Here is a 22520-nt window from a genome sequence, read left to right on the forward strand (position 1 = left end):
GCCCGGCCCGATCAGTACCTCCACGCGTACGGCGATCCCGACTGCGGCTCCGGCCCCGCAGGTCAGGACGCCGGGGACAGGAGCAGGTGGGCTGCTGAGGGGGCCGGGCGGCCCACGAAGGGGAGGAGGTCGCCGTAGGCACGGGCGTCGCCCACGAGGATGCCGCCCAGGAGGGTGCGGCCGTCCGCGTCGAGGACGAGCTTCGCGTACGTGCCCTGCGTCTCGTCCAGGCGGCTCAGTTCCAGGGAGCCCGCCGCGCCGGCGTGGGCGTCGCCGAAGCTCGCCACCTCCACGCCGAGCAGTTTCAGCTTCGTTGACATGTCGGCCTGCTCGAAGGGTTCGCCGCCCAGGCCGAGGAGTTGGCGGGCCACCGATTCGGCCATGCGGTAGCCGGGTGCGGCGAGGCCGTAGCAGCGGCCCGACACGGCCGCGCATTCGCCGATCGCCCAGATGCGACTGTCCTCCGTGCGGCACAACGCGTCCACCAGGTAGCCGCCGCGTTCGCCGCGCTCCAAGCCCGCCGGGGCGGCCAGTTCGTCGCGGGGGCGTACGCCTGCCGAGAAGATCACCACGGATGCTTCCAGGGCGGTGCCGTCCGCCAGGGCGACGCCCGAGGCGCGGCCGTCCGGGCCCGCCTGGACCGATGCGGTCGCGACCCCGCAGTGGGCCTGGAGTCCGCGTTCCGCGATCCGTTGTCCGAGTACGGTGCCGCCGGCGGCGTCGACCTGGAGCGGCATCAGCCGTGGGGCGAGTTCCACCACGTGCGGTTCCATGCCGAGCAGTCGGAGTGCGTTGGCCGCCTCCAGGCCGAGGAGGCCGCCGCCGATGACCACGCCGGGGCGGCCCGGTACGGCCGCCGCGCGGATCGCGTCGAGGTCGGTGAGGGTGCGGTAGGCGAAGCAGCCGGGCAGGTCGTGGCCCGGTACGGGAGGGATGAAGGGCTTGGAGCCGGTGGCCAGGACCAGGGCGTCGTAGCCGATCGTGTCGCCGGCGGTGGTGGTCACCGTACGGGTCGTGCGGTCGATCGTGGCGACGGCCGTGGCGAGCCGCAGTTCTACGCGTGGGTCCGTCGCGAGGCCCGGGGCGGGCAGGCCGAGGTCGGCGGCGGTGCCGCCGTCCAGGTAGGAGGAGAGCGCGACCCGGTCGTATGCGGGATGGGGTTCTTCGGCCAAGATCACCACCCGCCAGGTCCCGGCCGGGTCCAGGGCGCGCAGTTCCTCCACGAGGCGGTGGCCGGCCATGCCGTGTCCGGCGAGGACGAGGGTGCGGGTGCGGGGGGTGCGGGGGGTGCGGGTCATGACGGGGTGCCTCCGGTTCGGACCAGGCCGCACAGTGAGCGCACGGCGCTCGTGCAGCCGCCGCAGCCGGTGGTGGCGCGGGTCGCCGCGGCGACCTCCTCCACGTCGGCGGCGCCGGCCCGGCAGGCCTCGGTGATGGCGTGCTTGGTGACGTTGTTGCAGCGGCAGACGACGGCGTCGTCGGGAAGCTCGTCTGCGCCGGGCGCGGCGGGCGGGATGCCGAGCAGGAACTCCAGCCGCCCGGCGGACGGTACGGGCAGGCCGCGCTCGTACAGCCGGCTCACGGCGGCGATGGCGCGCGGCAGGCCGAGCAGGACCGCGCCGGTGATGCGCTGGTCGTGCAGGGTGAGGCGGGCATAGCGGCCGCGGGCCGGGTCGGCGAAGGTGACCACCTCGGCGCCGCCGGGGCCGCCGGCGTCCCCGGAGCCGCCCAGGCGGACCAGGTCGGTGCCGGGCAGTCGCAGGCGGGTGATGTGGGGGGTGCCGTGGTGTTCCCGGGCGCCGTCGGTCCCGGTGAGCTGCCGGGCCAGGGACTCCGCTTGTTCCCAGGCGGGTTCGAGGTGTCCGGTGGTGTCTCCGGGGTGTTCGGCGCAGTCGCCGATGGCGTGGATGTGCGGGTCGTCGGTGCGGAGCCGGCCGTCGACGACGATCCCGGAGCGGACCGTGAGGCCGGTCCGGCGGGCGAGTTCCGTTTCGGGTACGGCTCCGGTGCACAGCAGCAGGGTGTCGGCGGCCAGGACGCTGCCGTCGTCCAGGGTGAGCTTGCCGGAGCAGTACCCGGTGGCCCGCCGGCCGGTGTGGAGTTCCACGCCCAGCTCGGTCAGGCGCCGGCCGAGGAGGGCGCCGGCGGTGGCGTCGACGTGCCGGTGCAGGGGGTGCGGCCCGCGGTGGACGAGGGCCACCTCGTGCCCGGCCCGGCGCAGGGCGGCGGCGGCCTCGACGCCGAGCAGCCCGGCGCCCAGGACGACGGTGCGGCGCGCGTCGGGCGCGGCCCGCAGCACGTGTTCGGCGTCGGCGAGGGTGCGCAGGGCCAGGACCCCTTCGGTGCCGCCGGGCCGGGGCAGGGGCAGGCCCGGGATCCGGGGGATGCGGGGTCGGGAGCCGGTGGCGAGGACCAGGGTGTCGTAGCGGTGGACCGAGCCGTCGTCGGCGTACGCGAGGCGCCGGCGGCGGTCGATGCGGGTCACGGTGACCCCGGTGCGCAGCCGTACGCCCTCGGGCAGTTCGGGCAGGGCGAGGGCGGCGCCGGGCAGGGTGCCGTCGAGGACGGAGCCCAGCAGCACCCGGTGGTAGGGGGCCCGCGGTTCGGCGCCGAGTACGGTCACCCCGCCGCGGTGGCCGTGGTGGTGCAGCCGTTCCGCGAACCGGTGGGCGGCGCTGCCGCCGCCGACGACCAGCACCTCGCCCGCGTTCACAGCCCGGCTCCGGCGTTGTCGCGGGCGGCAGCCGAAGCGCGGGCGGGTCCGACGCGGACCGCGCACACCTTGAACTCGGGCATCCGGCTGCGCGGGTCGAGGGCCGCCGAGGTGATCAGGTTGGCGCGCCCGGCCCCGGCGAAGTGGAAGGGCAGGAACACCGTGTCGGTGCGCAGCGAGGGGACGAGCCGGACCCGGGCGGTGGTGCTGCCGCGGGCCGACGTGACCTCGGCGGCGGCGCCCTCGTCCAGCCCCAGCCGGGCGGCGGTGTCGGGGTGGATCTCGACGAAGGCCTCGGGGGCGGCGGCCGAGAGTTCGGGGATCCGGCGGGTCTGGGCGCCCGACTGGTACTGGGCGAGGACCCGGCCGGTGGTGGCGTACAGCGGGTAGTCGGGGTCGGGGGTTTCGGCGGCGTCGCGGTGCTCGACCTCGGCGAACCGGGCGAGGCCGTCGGGGTGGGCGAAGGAGTCGAGGAAGAGGCGCGGTGTCCCGGGGTGCGGGGCGGCGCCGTCGGGGGTGGCGGGGCAGGGCCAGTGCAGGGCTTCGCCGGCGTCGAGGCGTTCGTAGCTGATGCCGGAGTAGTCGGCGCGGCCGCCGCGGGAGGCGCGGCGCAACTCGTCGAAGACCTCGCGCGGTGCGGTGGGGAAGCGGGCGGGGTCCTGGCCGAGGCGGACGGCGAGGCCGCGGAGCACGTCGAGGTCGCTGCGGGCCTCGCCGGGCGGGGTGAGGAGCCGGCGGCGGCGCAGGACGCGCCCTTCGAGGCTGGTCATGGTGCCCTCCTCCTCGGCCCACTGGGTGACGGGGAGGACGACGTCGGCCATCTCGGCGGTCTCGGAGGGGACGAAGTCGGCGACGACGAGCAGGTCGAGCGAGGCCAGCCGGTCGGCGATGCGGGCGGCGCGGGGCGCGGAGACCACCGGGTTGGAGCCGAAGACGAGCAGGGCGCGCGGCCCGCCGCCGGTGCCGAGGGAGTCGAGGAGTTCGTACGCGCTGCGGCCGGGGCCGGGCAGGCTGTCGGGGTCGACGCCCCATACGGCGGCGACGTGGGCGCGGGCGCCGGGGTCGGTGAGCATCCGGTAGCCGGGCAGCTGGTCGGCCTTCTGGCCGTGTTCGCGGCCGCCCTGGCCGTTGCCCTGGCCGGTGAGGCAGCCGTAGCCGCTGCCCTCGCGGCCGGGCAGGCCGAGGGTGAGGGCGAGGTTGATGAACGCGGCGACGGTGTCGGTGCCCTTGCTGTGCTGTTCGGCGCCGCGCCCGGTCAGGACGTACGCCCGCTCGGCGCCGGCCAGGAGGGCGACCGCCTCGCGCATCTCGGCGACGGGGACGCCGGTGACGCGTTCGACCCGCTCGGGCCACCAGGCGGCGGCCCGCCGCCATGCGGCTTCGAAGCCGGTGGTGCGCTTGTCGAGGTACTCCCGGTCGGTGTGGCCCTCGGTGACGGCGAGGTGGAGCAGGCCGAGGGCGAGGGCGAGGTCGGTGCCGGGGGTGGGCTGGAGGTGCAGGGCGGCGGCCTCGGCGGTGGGGGTGCGGCGCGGGTCGATGACGATGAGCCGCGCGTGGTTGAGGTGGCGCATCAGCGGCGGCATCGTCTCGGCCGGGTTGGCGCCGGCGAGAAGGACGACGTCGGCGGAGGCGAGGTCGGTGACGGGGAAGGGCAGGCCGCGGTCGAGGCCGAAGGCGGCCGAACCGGCGGCGGCCGCCGAGGACATGCAGAACCGGCCGTTGTAGTCGATCTGGCTGGTGCCGAGGGCGACGCGGGCGAACTTGCCGAGCTGGTAGGCCTTTTCGTTGGTGAGGCCGCCTCCGCCGAACACGCCGACCGCGTCGGGGCCGTGCTCGTCGCGGATGGCCTTCAGCCGGTCGGCGATGAGGTCGAGGGCGGTGTCCCAGTCGGCGGGGGCGAGTCGGCCGTCGGCGCCGCGGACGAGGGGGCGGGTGATGCGGCCGGGGGTGTCGAGGAGGGCGGGGGCGGTCCAGCCCTTCTGGCAGAGGCCGCCCTGGTTGACGGGGAAGGCGGGGTCGGGGCGGACGGTCGTGCGGCCGGTGTCGTGGGTGAGCCGGGTGCCGCACTGGAGGGCGCAGTAGGGGCAGTGGGTGGCGATCTCGGAGGGGCGGGTCGCCGTCTCGGACGAGGGGGTCGCGGTCTCGGCCGGCCGGGTGGCGGTCGTGGCGGTCTCAGACACGGGTGGCCTCCGCTCGGGCCGGCTCGGCTGCGGTGGCCGTGGCGGCCGCGGTGGTCGCAGCGGCCGGGGCCGCCGGGGTGCCGGGGGTGCCGGTGCGGCGCAGGTAGACCGCCCAGACGACCAGGACGCAGACCACGTAGAAGCCGAGGAAGGCGAGGAAGGCCGGTTCGCCGGAGGGGTCGGGCCCGCTGTAGGCGCTGCGGAAGACCAGGTTGACGCCGACTCCGCCGAGGGCGCCGACCGCGCCGGCGATGCCGATGACCGCGCCGGAGAGCCGGCGGGCGCGGGCGAAGGCGGCCTCCGCGTCGTGCCCGGAGGTGACCTCGTCCTGGGCCTGCCGGGCGAAGACGGCCGGGATGAGCTTGTAGGTGGAGCCGTTGCCGATGCCGGTCAGGACGAACAGGGCGGTGAAGCCGGCGACGAACAGCCCGTACGAGCCGCTCGCGGAGGCGAGCAGGAGGGCGCCGGTGCCGGCGGCCATCGCCAGGAAGGTGGCCAGGGTGACGCGGGCGCCGCCCCACCGGTCGGACAGCAGTCCGCCGACGGGCCGGAAGAGGGAGCCGAGCAGCGGGCCGAGGAAGGTGTAGGAGGCGGACTGGAGGGGGGTGGCGCCGAACTGGCTCTGCAGGACGAGGCCGAAGGCGAAGCCGTAGCCGATGAAGGAGCCGAAGGTGCCGACGTAGAGGAGGGATATCCACCAGGTGTGCGGGTTGCGGGCGGCCTCGCGCTGGGCGCCGGGGGCGCTGCGTACGGCCGTGAAGTTGTCCATCTTCCAGGCGGCGAGGACCGAGGCCAGCACGATCAGCGGGATGTAGACGGCGATGACATACGCGGGGTGGGTGCTGCCGGCGGTGGCGATGACGAGGAGGCCGATGAGCTGGATGGCGGCGACGCCGAGGTTGCCGCCGCCCGCGTTGATGCCGAGGGCCCAGCCCTGGTGGCGTTGGGGGAAGAGGGCGGTGATGTTGGTCATCGAGGAGGCGAAGTTGCCTCCGCCGACTCCGCCGACGGCCCCGATCAGCAGGAACACCCACAGCGGGGTGCCGGGCCGCTGGATGAACCAGAGGGCTGCCAGGGCGGGGACGATCAGGATCCCGGAGGCGAAGACGGTCCAGTTGCGGCCGCCGAAGCGGGTCACCGCGTGGCTGTAGGGCAGCCGCAGGGCGGCGCCGACGAGGGTGGGGACGACGACCAGGAGGAACTTCTCGGCGGGGGTGAAGCCCAGGCCGATCGCGGGCGACATGAAGAGCACGAGGACGGACCACATGCTCCACACGGAGAAGCCGATGTGCTCGGAGAGGACCGAGAGGACCAGGTTGCGGCGTGCGATCCGCTTTCCGGTCCGCTGCCAGAACTCCTCGTTCTCGGGGTCCCAGTCCTCGATCCAGCGTCCGGTTGCGGGACGTGCGGGCGCGGGCGACGTCATGGCTCCTCGGCTTTCTGTTCGGTGGCTGACACTGTGAACTATACAGTTCAGTTCAGTTCGAACTCAAGCGTCAGCGCAGCCTCAACTGCCGACTCGGTTAGACCGCTTCAGCGCCCGGTCCACCAGCGCGCCCGCGCCCCCCGTGTACGCCGCCGGATCGCACAGCGCCGCCAACTCCTCACCGCTCCAGCGGCCTTGGAGCGCCGGCTCCCCGGCGAGCAGCTCGTGCAGCGGCCGGCCGCTCTCCTCCGCCGCCGCGGAGACCCGGGTCAGCAGCTGCTTCGCCGCCGCCTTCCCCAGCTCCGGCGCCAGCACCGCCGCGATCCGCTCGGACACCACCTGGCTGCCCGTCAGCATCAGGTTGGCGTGCATCCGTACGGGCCGGGCCGACAGCCCCTCGGCGAGCTCGACCGCGGTGTGCGCCGCGCCGCCGACCAGCCGCAGCGCCTCGCGCAGCAGCTGCCACTCCGCGTGCCAGACGCCGGCGGAGCGCTCGTCCTCCGAGACCAGGCACTGCACCAGCCCCGTCGCCAGCACCGGCACCTGGAGGGCGGCGCTGCGCAGCAGCGTGCTCAGCACCGGGTTGCGCTTGTGCGGCATCGCCGAGGAGCTGCCGCGGCCGGCCACGGCCGGCTCGGCGACCTCGCCGACCTCCGTACGGGACAGGTTCTGCACGTCGATCGCGATCTTCCCGAGGGCTCCGGCGGTGAAGGCGAGCGCGGCCGCGAGGTCGGCGACCGGGGTCCGCAGCACGTGCCAGGGCAGGGCCGGGCGGGCCAGCCCCGTCTCGGCGGCGTACGCCTCGACCAGCCGGTCCAGGTACGCGCCCGGGTCCTGCTCCCGCTCCCCCGCGCCGTCGATCCGGGCGTACTCCAGGTACCCGGCGAGGGTTCCGGCGGCCCCGCCGAGGGACACCGGCAGTCCGCCGTCGGCGATCCGGGCCAGGCGCTCGTCCGCGTCCAGGACCAGCTGCCGCCAGCCCGCCGCCTTCAGGCCGAAGGTGGTGGGCACGGCCTGCAGGGCGAGGGTGCGGCCGGCCATCGCCGTGTTCCGGTGCTCGGCGGCCAGCCGGGCCAGGGCGGCGGCGGTGCGGCCCAGGTCGGCGCGGATCAGGCGCAGGGTCCGGGCGGCCACCAGCATGGCGCCGGTGTCGAGGATGTCCTGGCTGGTGGAGCCGCGGTGCACGTACTCGGCGGCCCGCGCGTCCTCGGCGGCGACCACCCGGGTCAGCGCCTGCACCAGCCCGACCACCGGGTTCGCGGTCTCGCGGGCGGCCAGGGCGAGTTCCCGCAGGTCGAGGCGGTCCGCCCGGGCGGACCGGGTGATGGTGTCGGCGGCCGCCTCCGGGAGGGTGCCGAGCCCGGCCTGGGCGCGGGCCAGGGCGGCCTCGGCGTCCAGCATGGCCTGGAGCCAGGCGAGGTCGGAGACGGCTTCCTCGGCGGGGGTTCCGGCGCGCACCGGCGACAGCAGCCCCGCGTCGGTGAGCGCGCCCTGCGCCCCGCCGGGAGCGGCGGCGGTGCTCATACGAGGACGCCGGTCAGGTCGGTCTCGGCGGGCAGGGAGACCCCGGCCGGGACGACGGAGACGGGCGGCAGGGCGAGGACGGAGCGGGCGATGGAGTCGGAGTCGCCGAGTGTGACCGAGTCGACGCCCGGGCGGATGCCGGCCGCGGTGACCCAGTGCACGGACTCGGTGGGCACCCCGTACGCGAACCGGCGCGGGTGGGCGCGGCCGCGGGCGTCGAGGAGCCGGTACGGGCGCTCGGTGACGGCGAGGCCGCCGGACTCGTAGCCGGTGCCGTCGGGGCCGGAGATCCGGTACGTGGTGCACTGCTCGGTGTCGAGGAGGTGGCGCAGCAGCGGGTCGTCGGTGCGGCGCAGGTCGGGCTCGGGCAGCCGGGCCTCGATGAGCACGGTGGAGCGGACCGCGGGGCCGGGGACGCTGCGGGACCGGGCGATGAACGCGGCGTCGTCGCCGGCGGCCGTGTCGACGCGGATCTCGGTCCCGGGACCGGTCAGGACGAGCACCCCGGCGTCGATCAGGGCGATCATCTCCTCGATCCGGGAGGCCGGCGGGCCGATGGAGAGGAAGGCGTTGAGCGGGGTGTACCAGCCCTCCAGGTCGTCGCGGTGCGAGTCGCCGGTCAGGCCGCCGTGGTCGACGGCGAGGCGGATCTCGTTGCGCAGGTCGCGCAGGACGTCCAGGGCCGCCTTGAGGGGGCCGCTGAGGTTGCCGGCCCGGGCCTCGCGGACGTCGGCGGCCAGGTAGTCGACCAGCCAGGCCCGGAAGTCCTCGCGGCTGGTGAACTCGCGGTCGCCGTACGGGCGGGAGAGCTTCTCCCAGTTCCAGCGCCCGTCCGCGCCGATGCCGTACACGTCCAGGAGCGAGGACCGGTCCTCCTCGTCCGCCAGCGACAGGAAGCGGGCGGTGAACCCCTCGCGCTCGTCGCCGCGGCCGCGGGCCGCGAGCAGGGCCCCGTAGTAGACGCTCTCCGTCTCGCGGGAGATCAGCGGCCACAGGTCGGCGGTGAAGTCGATGCCCTCGCCGTCCTCGGAGCGGCGGCGCAGCTCCTCGATCCGGGCGGGGGTGAGCAGGCGCGGCAGGTAGCGGCCGTAGGCGCCCTTCTCGTTCTCGCCGCGGGCGTGGTACGGGATGCCCCGGCGCGAACTGGCGTACAGCACCGGCTCGTTGCCGGAGGCGCGGTAGGTGAGGCGGCCGTCGTCGCCGCGGACGAACTCCCCGCCGCGACCGGCGGTGAAGAGGGCCATGTGGTCGAAGAAGTTCAGGCCGAGGCCGCGCAGCAGGACGTTCTGGCCGGGCTTGACGGTGTTCAGGTCGAGGTCGGCCGGGTTGGCGGGGGTGATGTAGGTGAGGTGGTGGATGCGGGCGAGGCTCGCGGTCTTGGCCTCGCGGGGGGTGAGCCGGGCCGGTACGTGGCCCTGGGCCATGACGATGGCGTCGAGGTCGTTGAGCCGGGTGCCGTTCTCCAGGCGGACGCCCTGGAGGCTGCCCGGGGTGCCGTGGGTGTCGGCCATGGCCACGGCCCGGGAGCGGTGGACCTCGACGGTGACGTGGGCGGGGGCGAGGGAGACGACCCGCTCGAAGGTGGCGCGCAGGTAGCTGCCGTAGAAGGCGCGGGAGGGGTACGTGTTCGGGCCGAGGCGGCGGGCCTCGGCGACCGTGGCCGCGTCGCCCTCGTTCTCGTTCTTGCTGTCTCCCTCGCCGGACGCGGCGAGGCCTTGCGCCCACTCGTACAGGCTCGGGCCGGGCTCGATCGGGCCTTCGGTCTGCACGCTGTCGTCGGTGTAGACGGTGATCTGGGAGGCGACCGTGTTCATCAGCAGGTGCTGGGACTGGTCGGGCCGCCAGACCTGGCCGGCGCCGGGCGCCGAGGGGTCGACCACGTGGACGGTGACCGCTCCGTGCGAGGGGTTGCTGCGCTCGTTGGCGCACAGGCGCTCCAGGACGGAGAGACCGCGGGGGCCGGCTCCGATGATCGCCACCTGGACGTTGTCGCGGTACGTGGTCATCACTGCTCTCCGTTCGGGGCGGTCTGGGCGTTCGGGGCGGTCTGGGCGGTCTGGGCGGTCCGGGCGGCCGAGGCGGCCAGGGCATCCGGGGCGGGGACGCGGAAGCCGTGCATCCAGGCGACGTAGTCGTGGAGTTCGTCGCGGGAGAAGGAGCGCAGGACGGCGTTGCGGTCGGTGGCGGCCGCGCCGGAGGTGTGCCAGAGCTTGATGCTCTCCCGGGCCAGGAGCTGGATCCGGCCGGTGCGCTCCTGCCGCTCGGCGTTGAACTTCTCGAAGCGCTGTGGGAACTCGTCGGCGTCGCAGTCGAGGAGGTCGCCGAGGGTGACCGCGTCCTCCAGGCCCTGGCAGGCGCCCTGGGCCACGTAGTGGAGCATCGGGTGGGCGGCGTCGCCGAGGAGGGCGACCCGGCCGTCGACCCAGTTCGAGACCGGGTCGCGGTCGACGAGGACCCAGGACTTCCAGCCCTCGCCGAGGGCGAGCAGGCGCTGCGCGTCCTCGCCGAGCGCGGCGAACTCGCGCCGGATGTCGCCCGGGGTGGCGGGGACGCCGGCCACGGCCTCGGTGGCCTTGTTGTCGCTGCTGGCGGCGAGGTTGAGGTACTTGCCGCCGGCGATCGGGTAGTGCACGAAGTGGCAGCCGGGGCCGGTCCACCAGGTGACGGAGGTCAGGTGGCGCAGCTCCTCGGGGACCTGCTCCATCGGGATGATCGCCCGGTAGACGGTGATCCCGGAGTTGCGGGGGGCGCCGTCGCCGACGAGCTGGCCGCGGATCGCGGAGTGGATGCCGTCGGCGCCGATCAGGGCGTCGCCGGTGATGCGCTCGCCGTCCTCCAGGACGACGGTGGCGCTGGTGGCGTCCTGCTCGTAGCCGACCGCGGTGACGGCGCTGCGCAGCCGTATGGACTCGTCGGCCCGGCAGGCCTCCAGCAGCTTGGTGTGCAGTTCGGCGCGGTGGACGACCGCGTACGGGTTGCCGAACCGCTCCCGGTAGTGCTCGGTGAGGTCGAGGCCGGCCACGTGCTCGCCGGTGACGCCGTCCATGAAGGTGAGCGCGTCCATCTGCACGGCGGTGGAGCGGACGGCCTCGCCGAGGCCGAGCCGGTCGAGGGCGTGCAGTCCGTTGGGGGCGAGCTGGATGCCCGCGCCGATCTCGGCGAACTGGGGGGCGCGTTCCAGGACGAGGACCTCGTGGCCCTGCCGGGCGACCGAGAGGGCCGTGGCCAGGCCGCCGATTCCGCCGCCGACGATGATGAGCTTGGACATCAGATCTTCTCCTCGGTGAGCTGCGAGCCGGTGCCGGCGGCGATGAGACGGGCGAGTTCGAGACGCTTGATCTTGGTGGTGGCCGTCTGCGGCAGGTCGGACTGCCGCCACTGGACGGGGTCGGACATCGGGGGCAGGCCGGCGGTGGCGGCCTGCCAGGCGGCGGGGTCGAGCGGCTTGTCGTCCCGGGTGCAGACCACGGGGACGGCCCGGCCGTTCTCGTCGGGGATGATGATGACCTCGGCGAGGTCCTCCAGCCTGGTGAAGAGGGTGTCCTCGGCGGCGAGGGTGGAGCCGAAGCCCTCGATCAGGTCGACCTCGCGGTCCAGCAGGTGCACACAGCCCCACTTGGTGCGGTAGCCGACGTCGCCCATGCGCCACCAGCCGTCGTTGACCTGCTTGTCGTAACGTTCCTGCTCGCCGAGGTAGGTGACGATCCGGCCGTCGCTCCTGACCTCGATGAAGCCGGGGTTGGACTCCGAGACCGGCAGCCCGTTGCGGCTGACGACGCGGACGTCGGTCATGCCGGGGAAGGGCATCCCCACGCAGCGGCCGTCGGCGTCGAGCCCGCGGCGCTTGGAGAAGGACCGGGCCACGGCCGGGCCGATCTCGCTCTGCCCGTACAGCTGGCCGAAGATCGGGGCGGTGCGCTCGGTGGCGGCCAGCAGCCGCTGCACGGTGCGCGGGTGGATCGCGTCGAAGGTGCTGGAGAACAGCTTGACGTTGGCCAGGGGTTTGCGCGGGTCGTCCGCGAGCTCCTCCCACTCCATGAAGGAGTTGGGGTGGGCCTCCAGGATGCCGGGGCGCAGCTGTGCGAAGAGGTCGGCGGCCTTCTTCGGGTCGGAGTCGGCGAGGACGACGATCGGGTAGCCGCGGAAGAGGGAGATGGCCAGGGCGGTGATCAGGCGGGAGTGCACGAAGGAGACGTGCATCGCGATGGTCTCGCGGCCCGGGAGGAGCGGCCTGGTGATCGCGGCCTGGGGGCGGTAGCGCGCTTCGAGGGTGGCTCCGGTGTGGACGGCGAGCTTGGGGGTGCCGGTCGTGCCGGAGGTGTGGGTGATCAGGGTCGGGTGCTCGGGCGGCATCGTCACCGCCGGCACCCGGGGCGAGCCGGCCAGCGAGGCGAGCTCGGTGGCCTCCTTGTAGCTGCCGGAGGTGAGCAGGACCTGCTCGGCCTCCTCGAAGACCGAGGCGGGCAGCTCCGTCTCCAGCTTGTTCTGGTCGGTGAGCAGGTACGGCTGCTCGGTGCGGCGCACCAGCTCGGCCACGGTCTCGCCGTCGAGCTTCGGCGACAGCAGCACCGGTACCGCGCCGATGCGGACCGCGGCGCAGGCCAGCAGGGTGATGTCGAAGCCGTCGGACTTGTAGATCACCACGCGGCGGCCGGGGCGGACCTGCGCGGCCCAGAGCCGGGAGGCGAGGTCGTCGATCAGGTCGGCCACCTCGGCCACGGTCGCCCGGCGGCCGAGCGCCGGGGCGACGTCCAGGTCGTGGTCGAGGATCACGACGTTCGTCGGGTGCTTCTTTGCGGCCCGCTCGAAGAGGGTCCCGAGCCGTATGCCCTTGTTCCCGATGCGCTGCAGAATCATCGCCTTTGCCCTTCTCAAGTCACGTACGGATGGCGTCGGTTGCCGGTGCTCGCTGTTCGTTGCTCGCTGTTCGGAGGGAGTTGCAGGGGGGAGGGGAGAGAGGGGCGGTCAGGCGTCGCCGCGCGCGCCCTCTTCCTTCTCGATGACGGCCTTGATGCGGCCGAGGGTCTCGGCCAGGTCGCCGGCGACCTTGTCGCCCCACTCGGCGAAGAACTGCTGCTTCTGCTCGCCGTCCATCCCGGCGGTGATGCCGCGGATGCCCTCGGTGGCGGTGCCCATCCGGAAGTGGTGGGCCAGGAGGCTGCCCTCGCCGTCGGCCTCGATCGTGAAGCCCCAGACGCTGTCCTGCTTCTCGCCCTTGCTGTTGTGCATGGCCCACTGGAAGGTCCGGCCGGCCTCGGCCGCGACGACCTCGGCGTGCGTCGTCCACGTGCCGCGCACCACCGGCGCCCAGGCGACGACCTCCTCGCTGCGCTCGTTCTCGCCGCGGAAGACCGAGCCGACCGCGCCGGGCTCGCCGGTGGTCCACTCCCCGCCGAGGCACTCGGGGCTCCACTCGCCGCTGCGGGCGAGGTCGCTCACGACCGCGTACACCTCGGCCGGGGCGGCCGAGACGTGGATCTGGGCCCGGGACCGGAAGAGGGGGGTCTGGGTGCCGCTCATAGCGGGTGTCCTCCTGAGTGATGCAACGTCGGGTGTCTTCAACTTCCGCTTCTGCCGCCCCGCTTGGGCTGCTCAGCTAGATGAACCATACAGTTCAGTTCAATTGAACGCAACGGTTCAGTTCAGTTGGGATCTAGACTGGTTCCGAGCCGAGGAAGTCGAGGAAGTTGGGGACGAACGACATGACCGCACGGACCAGCACCGCAGAAACCCCCACGACCCCCACTGCCCCCGCGGCCCCCGCAGGCCCGTCCGGGGCGCGCGCCGCGCGCAAACGGCAGGCCATCCTGGCCGCAGCCCGGACGGTCTTCCTGCGCGAGGGGTTCGGCGCCGGAGTCGACCAGCTCGCCGCCGAGGCGGGCGTCTCCAAGGTCACCGTCTACAACCACTTCGGCAGCAAGGAGAACCTGTTCAACGCCGTCATCGGGCAGACCCTCGACGAGGCCCTGGACGTCGCCCAGTCGGTCATCCAGGCCAAGCTCGCCGAATCCGACGACGTCCGCGCCGACCTCCTCGAAGCCTGCCGGATCTGGGTCGCCGGCCTCACCACGCCCGACGTACTGGCCCTGCGCAACGTGATCGCGGGCGAGCGGCACCGCTTCCCCGAACTCGGCCGGACCTGGCAGGAGGAGGGCCCCGGCCGCCAGCACGCCGCCCTGGCCTCCGCCCTGGGCCGGCTGGACCAGCGCGGGCTGCTGCGCATCCCGGACATGGAACTGGCCGTGCTCCAGCTGTCGGGGCTGGTGCTGTCCCCGCATCTGGTCTACGGGGTGTACGGCACGGCCCTGGACGAAGACCTCGCCGAACGCCTGCTCCAGGGCGGGGTGGACATGTTCCTCAACCAGTACGGCGTGGACCTGTAGAGGGACAAGGCCGATGTGCCGGTCCGTGGCCGTAGCCGATCAGCGGCCCGGTGACCGGTCTGCGCCATCACCCTTTGGGCAAAGGGCTGTTGTGAGGGCCTTGAAGTGTCGACGCGGACGAACCCGCAAGGCCCTCGCTTCATGTGTCCGAAGTCCTCGGACGCGTTCGCCTAGGGATTGTCCTCCTGGACGCGGCCATCCGCCCGATTTCGGCGGTCGAGCTGAAGGGGAACGCCACCGGACAGCATCGGTCCCGGAATGCCCGCGTCGGGCTCCGGCCCGGGGACACCGGATATTCCGTCGACGAGGGAGATGAGTGCTGTGAGGGAGTTGAGGATCCGTTCCGGCTGGTACAGGACGGCGCTCTCCAGGTTCATCAATGCGGACTCCAACTCGCCGTCGCCCACCCTGCTCGCATTCTCGATCAGGCGTCTGAGGTGGCGCTCGATGCGCTCGGTGTCCTGTAGGGGTTCCAGCTTGGCTTCGTTCGCTCTGATCGACGTGACGATGCTCAACAGTTGGTGGATGCCGTCGCCCTGTCCTCGGCGGATCAGTCCATCCCGCCACGTCACGTAGTGGATCAGCCACATCGACATGGTGGCCAGCCAGGCGGCCGCCTGCCGGCGAGCCGCCAGCATCGGCTCTGTCAGGCTGTGAAAGCCGCCGGTCGTGGCCTCGTGGATCGCCGCTGATGCGAGAGCGGCGCCGCCCACGGTGAGGGAGTTGCTCAGGTCCTGGTCGAACCCGAAGTGGAGCACGAAAGTCGACGCCACACCGGCCGTCGCCGTGCGGGCGAGGGCGATCACCCGCCGATGCGTGTCAACAGCCTGCGCCCGGGTCTGCCCTCGGTGCACTTGGACCGACATCCGGTCACGGATCTCGTTCAGTGCCTCGTCCGGCAGGGCATGGCTCAGCAGCAGGGCGGAGGTCTTGGCCACTACCCGCTGGGCGAAGACGTGGGCCCGGTCCTCGCCGTTCGGAAACCTGGCGTAGTCGAGTGCTTCGGCACCGCCGTCCGTTTCGGCGGCCGCCTTGGCCCACCGATAGAGCCGGTCCCAGTACGTCTGGGCGCTCCGGCCGTTGTGGAGCGGATAGCGCACACCGCAGGTGATCGTCTCCCGGAACCAGCGCCCCAGCCTGTTGAGAATGCCTGTCTGTATCTCCAGGGGCACGAACAGGGCGTCGAGGATCTCGCACAGGCGCAGCGCGGCCTCGTGGGCTTCCGGCGGCGTGGGGTAGTCGACATCGTCCCCGACCATCAGGGCATTGACGACCGCTTGGTAGCGTAAGTACCGGTACCAGCGGCGTTGGTTGTAGATCCGCCAACCGAAACGGGCCGCGCGTGCGGCGCCCGAACCTGCCCGGGCGACATCACTGAAGTCAGTCACGCGAGGATGCTAGGACACCCTCGCCGCCGGCATCCGGCAAAGCGGGACCCCGACGCCGAGATGAAACGATCTCGGGTCCAGTCGCTCGTTCGTCCGCGTCCGTACCGACCCCCGGCCTCGTGCGGTCGGGGGTCGGTGCGCCGGGGGCGGTCAGGCGGTCAGGGACGGCCACATGGTCAGGGGGCGGTCCTCGACCGTGATCTGGTCCTCGTGGCCTCTGCCGTCGCGGATCACGATGATCCGGTACTTGTCCTGGTGGAACACCCAGAACAGGCTCATGCCGTTGATCAGCTGCATGTCCGGTACGGCGAGGAATTCGTCGACACGCGTGATCCCGGTCAGCGACCGCCACAGGTCGAGCCCGCGGTCGCCGCGCTCGATGACGTCCTGGTGTGCGGTGCCGTCGGCGATCGAGATGAGCCGGTAGACCTGGCTGCCCATCAGGGTGTGGAACACCCAGTAGTAGCTCTTGCCGGCCTGCCGCTGCATGTCGGGGACCGGCAGGAAGGCGTCGACCTGCTGCATGCCGCTGAACGACCCCCACGCGGAGAGGGCGCGGTCGGGGCGGTCGACCCGGCCGGCCTGTTCGGGCGGGAGTCCGGTCTCGGCTCCGTCGGCGATCGAGATGAGCCGGTAGACCTGCCGGCCCTCCACGGTGTGGAACAGCCAGAACCGGCTGCGGCCGTTGATCCGCTGCTCGTCCGGAACGGGCAGGATCGCGTCGACCTTCGTCACCCCGGCGTAGCACGGCCATGTGCTCAGCGGCCGGTCGGGGCGTTCCCGGACGTCCGTGTGCTCGTCCCCGTCGGCGATGGAGAGGGTCCGGCAGACGGAGCCGCCGTCGCTGCCCGTCCCGTACGCCCAGTACCAGCTCTTGCGGTTGTCCCGCTGCATGCCGGGGACGGGCAGGAAGGCGTCGGTCGGCCGGATGGCGGTGGGCGGCTTGTCGGTGAGGCGGCCGTCACCGAGCAGCCTCAGCAGCCTCAGCGAGGGTACGAAGGCGTAGACGGAGCCCTCGGTGACGACGAACTGGGTCAGGGCCAGCTGAGTGGTCTTGCCGGGGGTCTCGTAGTTGAGCTTTCCGGCGGCGCCGACCATTCCGTCGGGGCCGGGCCTGTTGTTCCGGTTGGGCGGGAAGTCCGGGCTGTCGATCCACGCCCTCTGGATGAACTCGAACTGCTGCACGAGGTCCGACTGGTAGCAGACGAAGAGCAGACCGCGTTTCTCGTCGGGCCCGCCCGGCCCCTCCGAGGCGGGGTCGAAGGGCGCGCCGTACGGGGCGCCGCGGCGGATGATCCGGCGGCGGTCCATCACCGGATTCTCGTCGAAGGGCGGATCGCCGGGCTTCTCCTGCAGGCCGTCGCGGGGGTTGGTCTTCCGCAGGTGCGAGAAGAGCGGGGTGATGAAGCCCTCGGGGTCGCTGCGGTAGCCGAAGTCGTTGTCGTCGCCGGCCAGTGCGTTGGAGGGCCTGTCGGCGTTCGGGCACGTGGCGACGGGTGTGCCGGACCGCCACCGGCCGACGAGGCGGGCGGCCAGCCACTCCGCGGTGGCCTCGGGCGGCACCACCTTGGCCTCCTTGAGCACCTTCAGCTGCCCGGCGACCTGGGACCAGAAGCCCGGGACGTCCTGGTCGAGCCGGCGCACCACCTGGAAGCTTCCGTTGTCCGCCCAGTCGGGCGTGTCGTGCGGCACGCCGCCGACCCGGTCGAGGCCGACGACGAACTCGCCGGGCGGGATCAGCCGGGTGCCGTGATGGCCCTTGACGTACTCGGCCTTGACCGGGTCCGGCTCGTCGAAACCGATCACGCCGGGCTCGCTGATGCCGTCCTTGAAGCCGAAGTGCTCCTTGCCCCTGCGGCTGCCGGGCAGTGTGGCGGCGTCCTGCTGGAACACGGTGACGATCTTGGCTGCGGCGCACGCCTCCCGCTGCTGCCTGACCGTCGCATGGAGGTCCTGGACGGTGTCCGAGGCGATGGTGAGGACGGCGTGGACGGGCTCGCCCTTGCCGTTGCCGAAGAGCCACCTCTCCGGCGAGCTGTCACCGGTGTCCCCGAGCGCCCGCTTGTCCGAGCCCTGCTTGAAGGCCTCCAGCCCGCTGCCGGGCGCGGCGGAGGGCAGCGGGTCCTTCCCGGCCAGCTCCCGCAGGCCCGCGTACGTGAAGGCGACGTTGATCCAGGTGGCCTTCAGTGCCTTCGGGTCGTCGCCGGCCGCCGCCTTCCTGGCCTGGCTGAAGGCGGCGTTGAACGTCGCCACCTGCCGTGTCGTGGAGATCTGCGGTTCCAGGGCCTTGACCCAGGCACGCGCCCGCGCCGCGTCCTCGAACTTGAGGAACAGCAGGGTCATCTGGTCCTTCTTGAAGCCGGCGATCACATCGCCCTGGATGTCGTCGCTCTCACGCAGCTTGAGTCCGTCCACCATGCTCTCTCCAGAAGGTCGACACCCCCGCGCAATGTTGCACAGAGTAATCGACAGGTTATGCGGTGCCCGGTATGTCCTTCCGTGGTCGGCGCGGCCGCCGGGGCCGTCCGCCACTCGACTGCCGCGTGACTGCGCTGGTAGTGGGCCAAGTTGAGGCATTCGAGCGGTCCGGGGCACCCGCCTGCGTGTCTCCGGATGACAGCCGGGAGGCACGCCGGAAAACTGAAACCCGTCACTGTGCGTGAACGTGTGGCAGTCCTGGTGCAGCCCTGCCCGACATGTCCCCCTCGGCCGGAGCCGCCTGCGCCCTCCTCCCTCCTGCAAGGAGTCCCATGTCCCGCAGCAATCCGCCCCTGACGGCCCGCCGGAGGCTCGCCGCGGCGATCTCCGCCTGCGCCGCCACCGCAATGGCCGCGTCCGTGGCCCTGGCGTCGGCAGGGCCCGTACTCGCCCACACCGGTCACGGGGACAGAGGCCACGGCGACGCCTTCCCGTACGCCCCTGCCTCCCGGGCGGCGACGGCCCCGGTCGCCGTCGACCCGGAGGAGGCGGCGACACTCGGCAGGGAGCACGCAGAGGAACACGCCCGTACCCGGATGGCCGTGGCCGGCGTCGGCGAGTACCCGCAGACCACCCGGACGGAGCGGCTGAAGGCGCTGACCGCCTCCCAGGAGAAGGCCAACGCGTCCTTCGACGCCGCGGATTTCGGCCGGTTCCGGGAGTACTTCCAGTCCCCGGACTTCGCAGCCCACATCGCGTTGCTGCCCACCGGCAAGGTCCTGCTGTTCTCGTTCGAGCGCATCGAGACCAACCCGCAGAAGGAGCCGGCGCCCACCGACACCATCGGCGCGGCGAACGCCGGCCGCGCCTGGATCTGGGACCCCGCCAAGGGCACCGGCCCCACTGCGTTCACCGAGAAGAAGCCGCCGGTCGTCAACATGCCCGACGGCAAGAACGAGCCCCGCCCGGCCCCGTTCTTCTGCGCCGGCCACTCCTACCTGCCCAACGGCATGCTCGGCGTCTTCGGCGGAAACCTCGGCGGCAACGGGGGCACCGGCGCCAAGCTGTCGCTGGTCTTCGACCCCTGGGCGGAGGAGTGGTACCTGAACCAGGACATGTCCGTGGGCCGCTGGTACCCGAGCGTGGTCACCGGCGCGGACGGCCGCCAGGTCATCATGTCCGGCCAGTCGGAGCTCGGCTGGGGCACCCCCACCCCGGTCGTCGAGCGCTTCCCCGCCGCGGCCCACCCGGTGCCCTTCGAGAAGACGGTCAAGCCGGTCGGCTGGGGGGTGGACAAGCTGGCGACCGAGGCCCCGTTCAAGTGGGACTACCCCCACCTGTTCTCGCTGCGCGACGGGAAGATCTACGGTCTCGGCCGATCCGTGGACCAGCAGTGGCGCTTCGACACCGCGGCCGACACCAAGACCGACCTGCCGGACCGCCCGGACGTCAACAAGGCCAAGCCCGGCCCGGACGGCGGGGAGTGGAGGCGCAACTACGGCTCGGCGGTCCCCCTGCCGGCCGGCTTCCGGGGCCCCGACTCGGTCCTGGTCCTCGGCGGCGACCGCGACGACCCGAACACCTACCGTCTGGCCGGCGGCAAGTGGAACACCGAGAAGCCCCGCGCCTTCGGCCGCACCCAGGATGACACCCTGCTCCTGCCGAACGGCAACCTGCTCACGGTCAACGGCGCCTTCGACATCCGCAACTACGGCAACGGGCCGTACAACCCCAACGCCGACCTCAAGTACCGCCAGACCGAACTGCGCGACGAGAACGGCGACTGGAAGCTCGGCCCCGTCCAGCGGCTGCCCCGCGGCTACCACTCCAACGCCGTGGTCCTCCCGGACGGCCGCGTCATGATCACGGGCGATGAGCTCCAGCAGCTCGCCAACGACCCCGACATCACCGACAACAACAACGGCAGCATCGAGATCTACGAGCCCGCCTACCTCCACCAGGGCAGCCGCCCCTCGCTCGGCCTGGTCCTCAACCCCACCGTCGGCTACGACGAGAAGATCACGGTCAGCACCAGCACCCCCAACGACGTCACCCGCGCCGTTCTGCTGGCCCCGACCACCGCGACCCACGCGGTCAACACCAGCCAGCGCCACCTCGAACTGCGCATCAAGAGCCGCGGCGGCAACTTCCTGGAGCTCCAGGCCCCGCCGAGCGCCGCCGCGGCCCCGCCCGGCTACTACATGCTCTTCCTCCTCAACGAGGAGGGCGCACCGAGCAAGGCGGGCTGGGTCCAGCTCAAGCCCGCGCAGGCCGCCGCCGCGGGCGCTGCCGGCGCCGCCGAGGCCGAGGCGTCCGGCGACTGACACCCGCCCCCGCCGGGGCGAACCCCCGGCCGGCCCCCGGGGCGCAAGCCACGGGGCCGGCCGGGGGCTCGCCCCGGCGGCTCCGCCTGCGGTTCCGCCGCCGCGGCCGACGTGTCCGGCCGTCCCCGGAAACGTGGCGCCCGCTCCTCCGCTCCCGGCCCGCTCCTGTTCCGCTCCTGGTCTGCTTCTAGTCCTCGTAGCGGCCGAGGCGGTCGGCGGCGTAGTCGTCGAAGGCGTCCTCGATCTCCTCCGGGGTGCTCATCACGAACGGGCCGCCGCGGTAGACCGGTTCGCCGATCGGCTCGCCGCTGAGGAAGAGGAAGTCGGCCCCGATGGGCCCGCCTTCGATGTGTACGGTGTCGCCCCCGTCCGAGAGGACCGCCAGCTCGCCGTCGGTGACCTCCGCCGCGGCGACGAAGCCGCTGCCGGAGAAGACGTACACGGCCGCGTTGCGGCCCTGCGGCGCGGGCAGTTCGGCGCTCTCGCCCGGGGCGACGGAGGCGTGCACGACGGTCACCGGGACCTGCGTCTCGAACGGGCCGGTCACGCCGAGGGCGGTGCCCGCGATCACCTTGAACCAGGACCCGTCGAGCCGCCGGACCACCGGGATCTGCTCCGCGGTGCGGTGCTGCGTGCGCGGGCGGAGCCCCTTGAGGGAGGCCGGCAGGTTCACCCAGAGCTGCAGGTTGTGCTGGAGGCCGCCGGCCGCGCGGAAGGCGTCGGCCGGCTCCGCGGAGTGCACCACGCCCGCGCCCGCGGTCAGCCACCGCACGCCGCCCGGCGCCACCACGCCGCGGTTGCCGGTGGAGTCGGCGTACGCGAGGTCGCCCTCCAGGACGTAGGCGAGGGACTCGAAGCCGCGGTGCGGGTGGTCGGGGGTGCCCTTGGGCTCGCCCGGGCCGAGGTCCACCGGCCCGGCCTGGTCGAGCAGCAGGAACGGGTCGAGCTGCGGGATCTGCGGCGTGGGGAAGAGCCGGCGGACCGGGAACCCCTCGCCCTCCAGGGTGTGGAGGGGCTGCAGGACGTCGACCACCGAGCGGGGCGCGGCAGCGGTGGTGGCGGCAGCGGTTGCGGCAGCGGTGCCGAGGGCGGAGCCCAGCGTGGTCATGATGCCTTCTCTCGTCGGTCGGGGGTCGCCAATGGAATGAACTATACGGTTCAGTTCAGTTACGCGCCAGAGGTGCGGCCCCGCCCTTAACTGACAGATACCGGCGGCCGCGATTGTCGGTGCCCCGCGTGCGCGGACAGACTCCTGCCCATCGCACCGCCGCACACCCACACCCCGTAATCGCAGGGGCATGCCGCCACTGGCATTCGCTGCGCATGTCACTTTTGCGGAAGGACAGTCCATGCCCGAGCTCAAGATCCTCGCCATCTCCGGCAGCCTGCGCAGCGAGTCGTTCAACAGCGCCCTCGTCCGCGCCGCGCAGAAGCACGCCCCCGGGGACCTGAACATCGAGATCTACGAGGGCCTGCGCGACATCCCGCTGTACGACGAGGACCTGGACGTCGAGCCGGCCCCGGCCGCCGTCGCCGACCTGCGCCGCCGCATCATCGAGGCCGACGGCCTCTTCATCGCCACCCCCGAGTACAACTACGGGATCCCCGGCGTCCTGAAGAACGCCCTGGACTGGGCGAGCCGCCCGGCCTTCGACTCCTCCCTGACCGGCAAGCCGATCGCGATCGCCGGCGCCGCCCCGACCAACTTCGGCACCGTCCGCGCCCAGCTGGCCCTGCGCCAGATGTTCCTGTGGACGGACTCCAAGGTCGTGACCAAGCCCGAGCTGCAGATCTTCCGCGCCCACGAGCGCTTCGACGAGGCCGGCAACCTGACGGACGAGACCGCCGTCGAGATCCTCCAGCAGCTGCTCGACACGCTCGGCACCAAGATCCGCGAGACCCGGGCCCTGGCCAACGGCACCGTCTGACCCACCCCCACGCTCCAACCCATCCCCCCATCCCCATCCCCATCCCATCCGCAATCTCCATCCCCACACCCCCACACGCACCACCCGTCGACCGGAGTCGCCAGCTCCTGCTCGTCTCCCCCCTCACCGAAGGGCCGCCCGCCCCGTTACCTTTCTCGTGGCCCCGAAACGGGGCGCCTGGCCCCCGGGCCCGGTATGGCTGTCTGCCCCCTGTCGAAGGGATGACCTGGGGGGTG

At 72.7% G+C, this 22520-nt stretch carries 15 protein-coding genes; 3 read left to right on the top strand and 12 right to left on the bottom strand.

The window, feature by feature from the left end:
• Positions 1-62 precede the first annotated feature (62 nt).
• The 9 genes from ACIQUT_RS18465 to ACIQUT_RS18505 all read right to left on the bottom strand — a co-directional run bounded on the left by ACIQUT_RS18465 (position 63) and on the right by ACIQUT_RS18505 (position 13363).
• Entirely contained in the window at positions 63-1298 is a 1236-nt protein-coding gene (locus ACIQUT_RS18465) for an FAD-dependent oxidoreductase (protein WP_403563952.1), read from the bottom strand.
• Positions 1295-2713 carry an FAD-dependent oxidoreductase gene (locus ACIQUT_RS18470; protein WP_403563953.1) on the bottom strand — a complete coding sequence of 473 codons (1419 nt, stop codon included), beginning with the start codon at positions 2711-2713 and terminating at the stop codon, positions 1295-1297. The genes ACIQUT_RS18465 and ACIQUT_RS18470 overlap by 4 nt, the downstream gene beginning before the upstream one ends.
• Complete coding sequence (locus ACIQUT_RS18475; protein ID WP_403563983.1) at positions 2710-4812, bottom strand: molybdopterin oxidoreductase family protein; 2103 nt, start codon at positions 4810-4812, stop codon at positions 2710-2712. Before ACIQUT_RS18475 ends, ACIQUT_RS18470 begins: the two co-directional genes overlap by 4 nt.
• A gap of 73 nt (positions 4813-4885) precedes the next feature.
• Positions 4886-6319: an MFS transporter gene (locus ACIQUT_RS18480; RefSeq protein WP_403563954.1), complete on the bottom strand. Its 1434-nt coding sequence runs from the start codon at positions 6317-6319 to the stop codon at positions 4886-4888.
• 81 nt (positions 6320-6400) lie between these two features.
• Positions 6401-7843 (bottom strand): 3-carboxy-cis,cis-muconate cycloisomerase, encoded by a 1443-nt coding sequence (pcaB, locus tag ACIQUT_RS18485; RefSeq protein ID WP_403563955.1) that lies wholly within the window; start codon positions 7841-7843, stop codon positions 6401-6403.
• Positions 7840-9849, bottom strand: coding sequence for an FAD/NAD(P)-binding protein (locus ACIQUT_RS18490; protein ID WP_403563956.1), 2010 nt, complete (start codon positions 9847-9849; stop codon positions 7840-7842). Before ACIQUT_RS18490 ends, pcaB begins: the two co-directional genes overlap by 4 nt.
• Positions 9849-11111: an FAD-dependent oxidoreductase gene (locus ACIQUT_RS18495; protein WP_403563957.1), complete on the bottom strand. Its 1263-nt coding sequence runs from the start codon at positions 11109-11111 to the stop codon at positions 9849-9851. Before ACIQUT_RS18495 ends, ACIQUT_RS18490 begins: the two co-directional genes overlap by 1 nt.
• Positions 11111-12700, bottom strand: coding sequence for a class I adenylate-forming enzyme family protein (locus ACIQUT_RS18500; RefSeq protein WP_403563958.1), 1590 nt, complete (start codon positions 12698-12700; stop codon positions 11111-11113). The genes ACIQUT_RS18495 and ACIQUT_RS18500 overlap by 1 nt, the downstream gene beginning before the upstream one ends.
• A gap of 108 nt (positions 12701-12808) precedes the next feature.
• The gene (locus ACIQUT_RS18505) at positions 12809-13363 is read right to left on the bottom strand and encodes an SRPBCC family protein (protein ID WP_403563960.1); all 555 of its coding nucleotides are present in this window, start codon (positions 13361-13363) and stop codon (positions 12809-12811) included.
• A gap of 182 nt (positions 13364-13545) precedes the next feature.
• On the opposite strand from ACIQUT_RS18505, the gene ACIQUT_RS18510 reads away from it, so the two are divergent.
• On the top strand, positions 13546-14226 hold the full coding sequence (locus tag ACIQUT_RS18510) for a TetR/AcrR family transcriptional regulator (protein WP_403563961.1): 681 nt from the start codon (positions 13546-13548) through the stop codon (positions 14224-14226).
• A 170-nt stretch (positions 14227-14396) separates the two neighbouring features.
• Here the strand turns inward: ACIQUT_RS18510 and ACIQUT_RS18515 are convergent, their stop codons facing one another.
• Together ACIQUT_RS18515 and ACIQUT_RS18520 are read right to left on the bottom strand one after the other, a co-directional pair.
• The gene (locus ACIQUT_RS18515; protein WP_403563962.1) at positions 14397-15614 is read right to left on the bottom strand and encodes a hypothetical protein; all 1218 of its coding nucleotides are present in this window, start codon (positions 15612-15614) and stop codon (positions 14397-14399) included.
• A gap of 150 nt (positions 15615-15764) precedes the next feature.
• Positions 15765-18032, bottom strand: coding sequence for a Dyp-type peroxidase (locus ACIQUT_RS18520; protein ID WP_403563963.1), 2268 nt, complete (start codon positions 18030-18032; stop codon positions 15765-15767).
• Between the two features lie 332 nt (positions 18033-18364).
• On the opposite strand from ACIQUT_RS18520, the gene ACIQUT_RS18525 reads away from it, so the two are divergent.
• A complete protein-coding gene (locus tag ACIQUT_RS18525) occupies positions 18365-20356 on the top strand; it encodes a galactose oxidase-like domain-containing protein (protein WP_403563964.1) in 1992 nt (663 codons plus the stop codon).
• A gap of 187 nt (positions 20357-20543) precedes the next feature.
• Here the strand turns inward: ACIQUT_RS18525 and ACIQUT_RS18530 are convergent, their stop codons facing one another.
• Entirely contained in the window at positions 20544-21464 is a 921-nt protein-coding gene (locus tag ACIQUT_RS18530) for a pirin family protein (RefSeq protein WP_403563965.1), read from the bottom strand.
• A 241-nt stretch (positions 21465-21705) separates the two neighbouring features.
• Here ACIQUT_RS18530 and ACIQUT_RS18535 point away from each other — a divergent pair, with 241 nt between their 5' ends.
• Positions 21706-22284: an NADPH-dependent FMN reductase gene (locus tag ACIQUT_RS18535; protein WP_403563966.1), complete on the top strand. Its 579-nt coding sequence runs from the start codon at positions 21706-21708 to the stop codon at positions 22282-22284.
• Positions 22285-22520 lie beyond the last annotated feature (236 nt).

The sequence above is a fragment of the Streptomyces sp. NPDC090445 genome, from assembly GCF_044769385.1.
Lineage (GTDB): Bacteria > Actinomycetota > Actinomycetes > Streptomycetales > Streptomycetaceae > Streptomyces.

What these genes read in the sequence shown, in the direction of transcription:
- ACIQUT_RS18510 (WP_403563961.1), top strand. Translation starts at nt 13,546, where the DNA reads ATGACCGCACGGACCAGCACCGCAGAAACCCCCACGACCCCCACTGCC.
- ACIQUT_RS18505 (WP_403563960.1), bottom strand. Translation starts at nt 13,363, where the DNA reads ATGAGCGGCACCCAGACCCCCCTCTTCCGGTCCCGGGCCCAGATCCAC.
- ACIQUT_RS18530 (WP_403563965.1), bottom strand. Translation starts at nt 21,464, where the DNA reads ATGACCACGCTGGGCTCCGCCCTCGGCACCGCTGCCGCAACCGCTGCC.
- ACIQUT_RS18500 (WP_403563958.1), bottom strand. Translation starts at nt 12,700, where the DNA reads ATGATTCTGCAGCGCATCGGGAACAAGGGCATACGGCTCGGGACCCTC.
- ACIQUT_RS18495 (WP_403563957.1), bottom strand. Translation starts at nt 11,111, where the DNA reads ATGTCCAAGCTCATCATCGTCGGCGGCGGAATCGGCGGCCTGGCCACG.
- ACIQUT_RS18520 (WP_403563963.1), bottom strand. Translation starts at nt 18,032, where the DNA reads ATGGTGGACGGACTCAAGCTGCGTGAGAGCGACGACATCCAGGGCGAT.
- pcaB (WP_403563955.1), bottom strand. Translation starts at nt 7,843, where the DNA reads ATGAGCACCGCCGCCGCTCCCGGCGGGGCGCAGGGCGCGCTCACCGAC.
- ACIQUT_RS18465 (WP_403563952.1), bottom strand. Translation starts at nt 1,298, where the DNA reads ATGACCCGCACCCCCCGCACCCCCCGCACCCGCACCCTCGTCCTCGCC.
- ACIQUT_RS18490 (WP_403563956.1), bottom strand. Translation starts at nt 9,849, where the DNA reads ATGACCACGTACCGCGACAACGTCCAGGTGGCGATCATCGGAGCCGGC.
- ACIQUT_RS18525 (WP_403563964.1), top strand. Translation starts at nt 18,365, where the DNA reads ATGTCCCGCAGCAATCCGCCCCTGACGGCCCGCCGGAGGCTCGCCGCG.
- ACIQUT_RS18535 (WP_403563966.1), top strand. Translation starts at nt 21,706, where the DNA reads ATGCCCGAGCTCAAGATCCTCGCCATCTCCGGCAGCCTGCGCAGCGAG.
- ACIQUT_RS18480 (WP_403563954.1), bottom strand. Translation starts at nt 6,319, where the DNA reads ATGACGTCGCCCGCGCCCGCACGTCCCGCAACCGGACGCTGGATCGAG.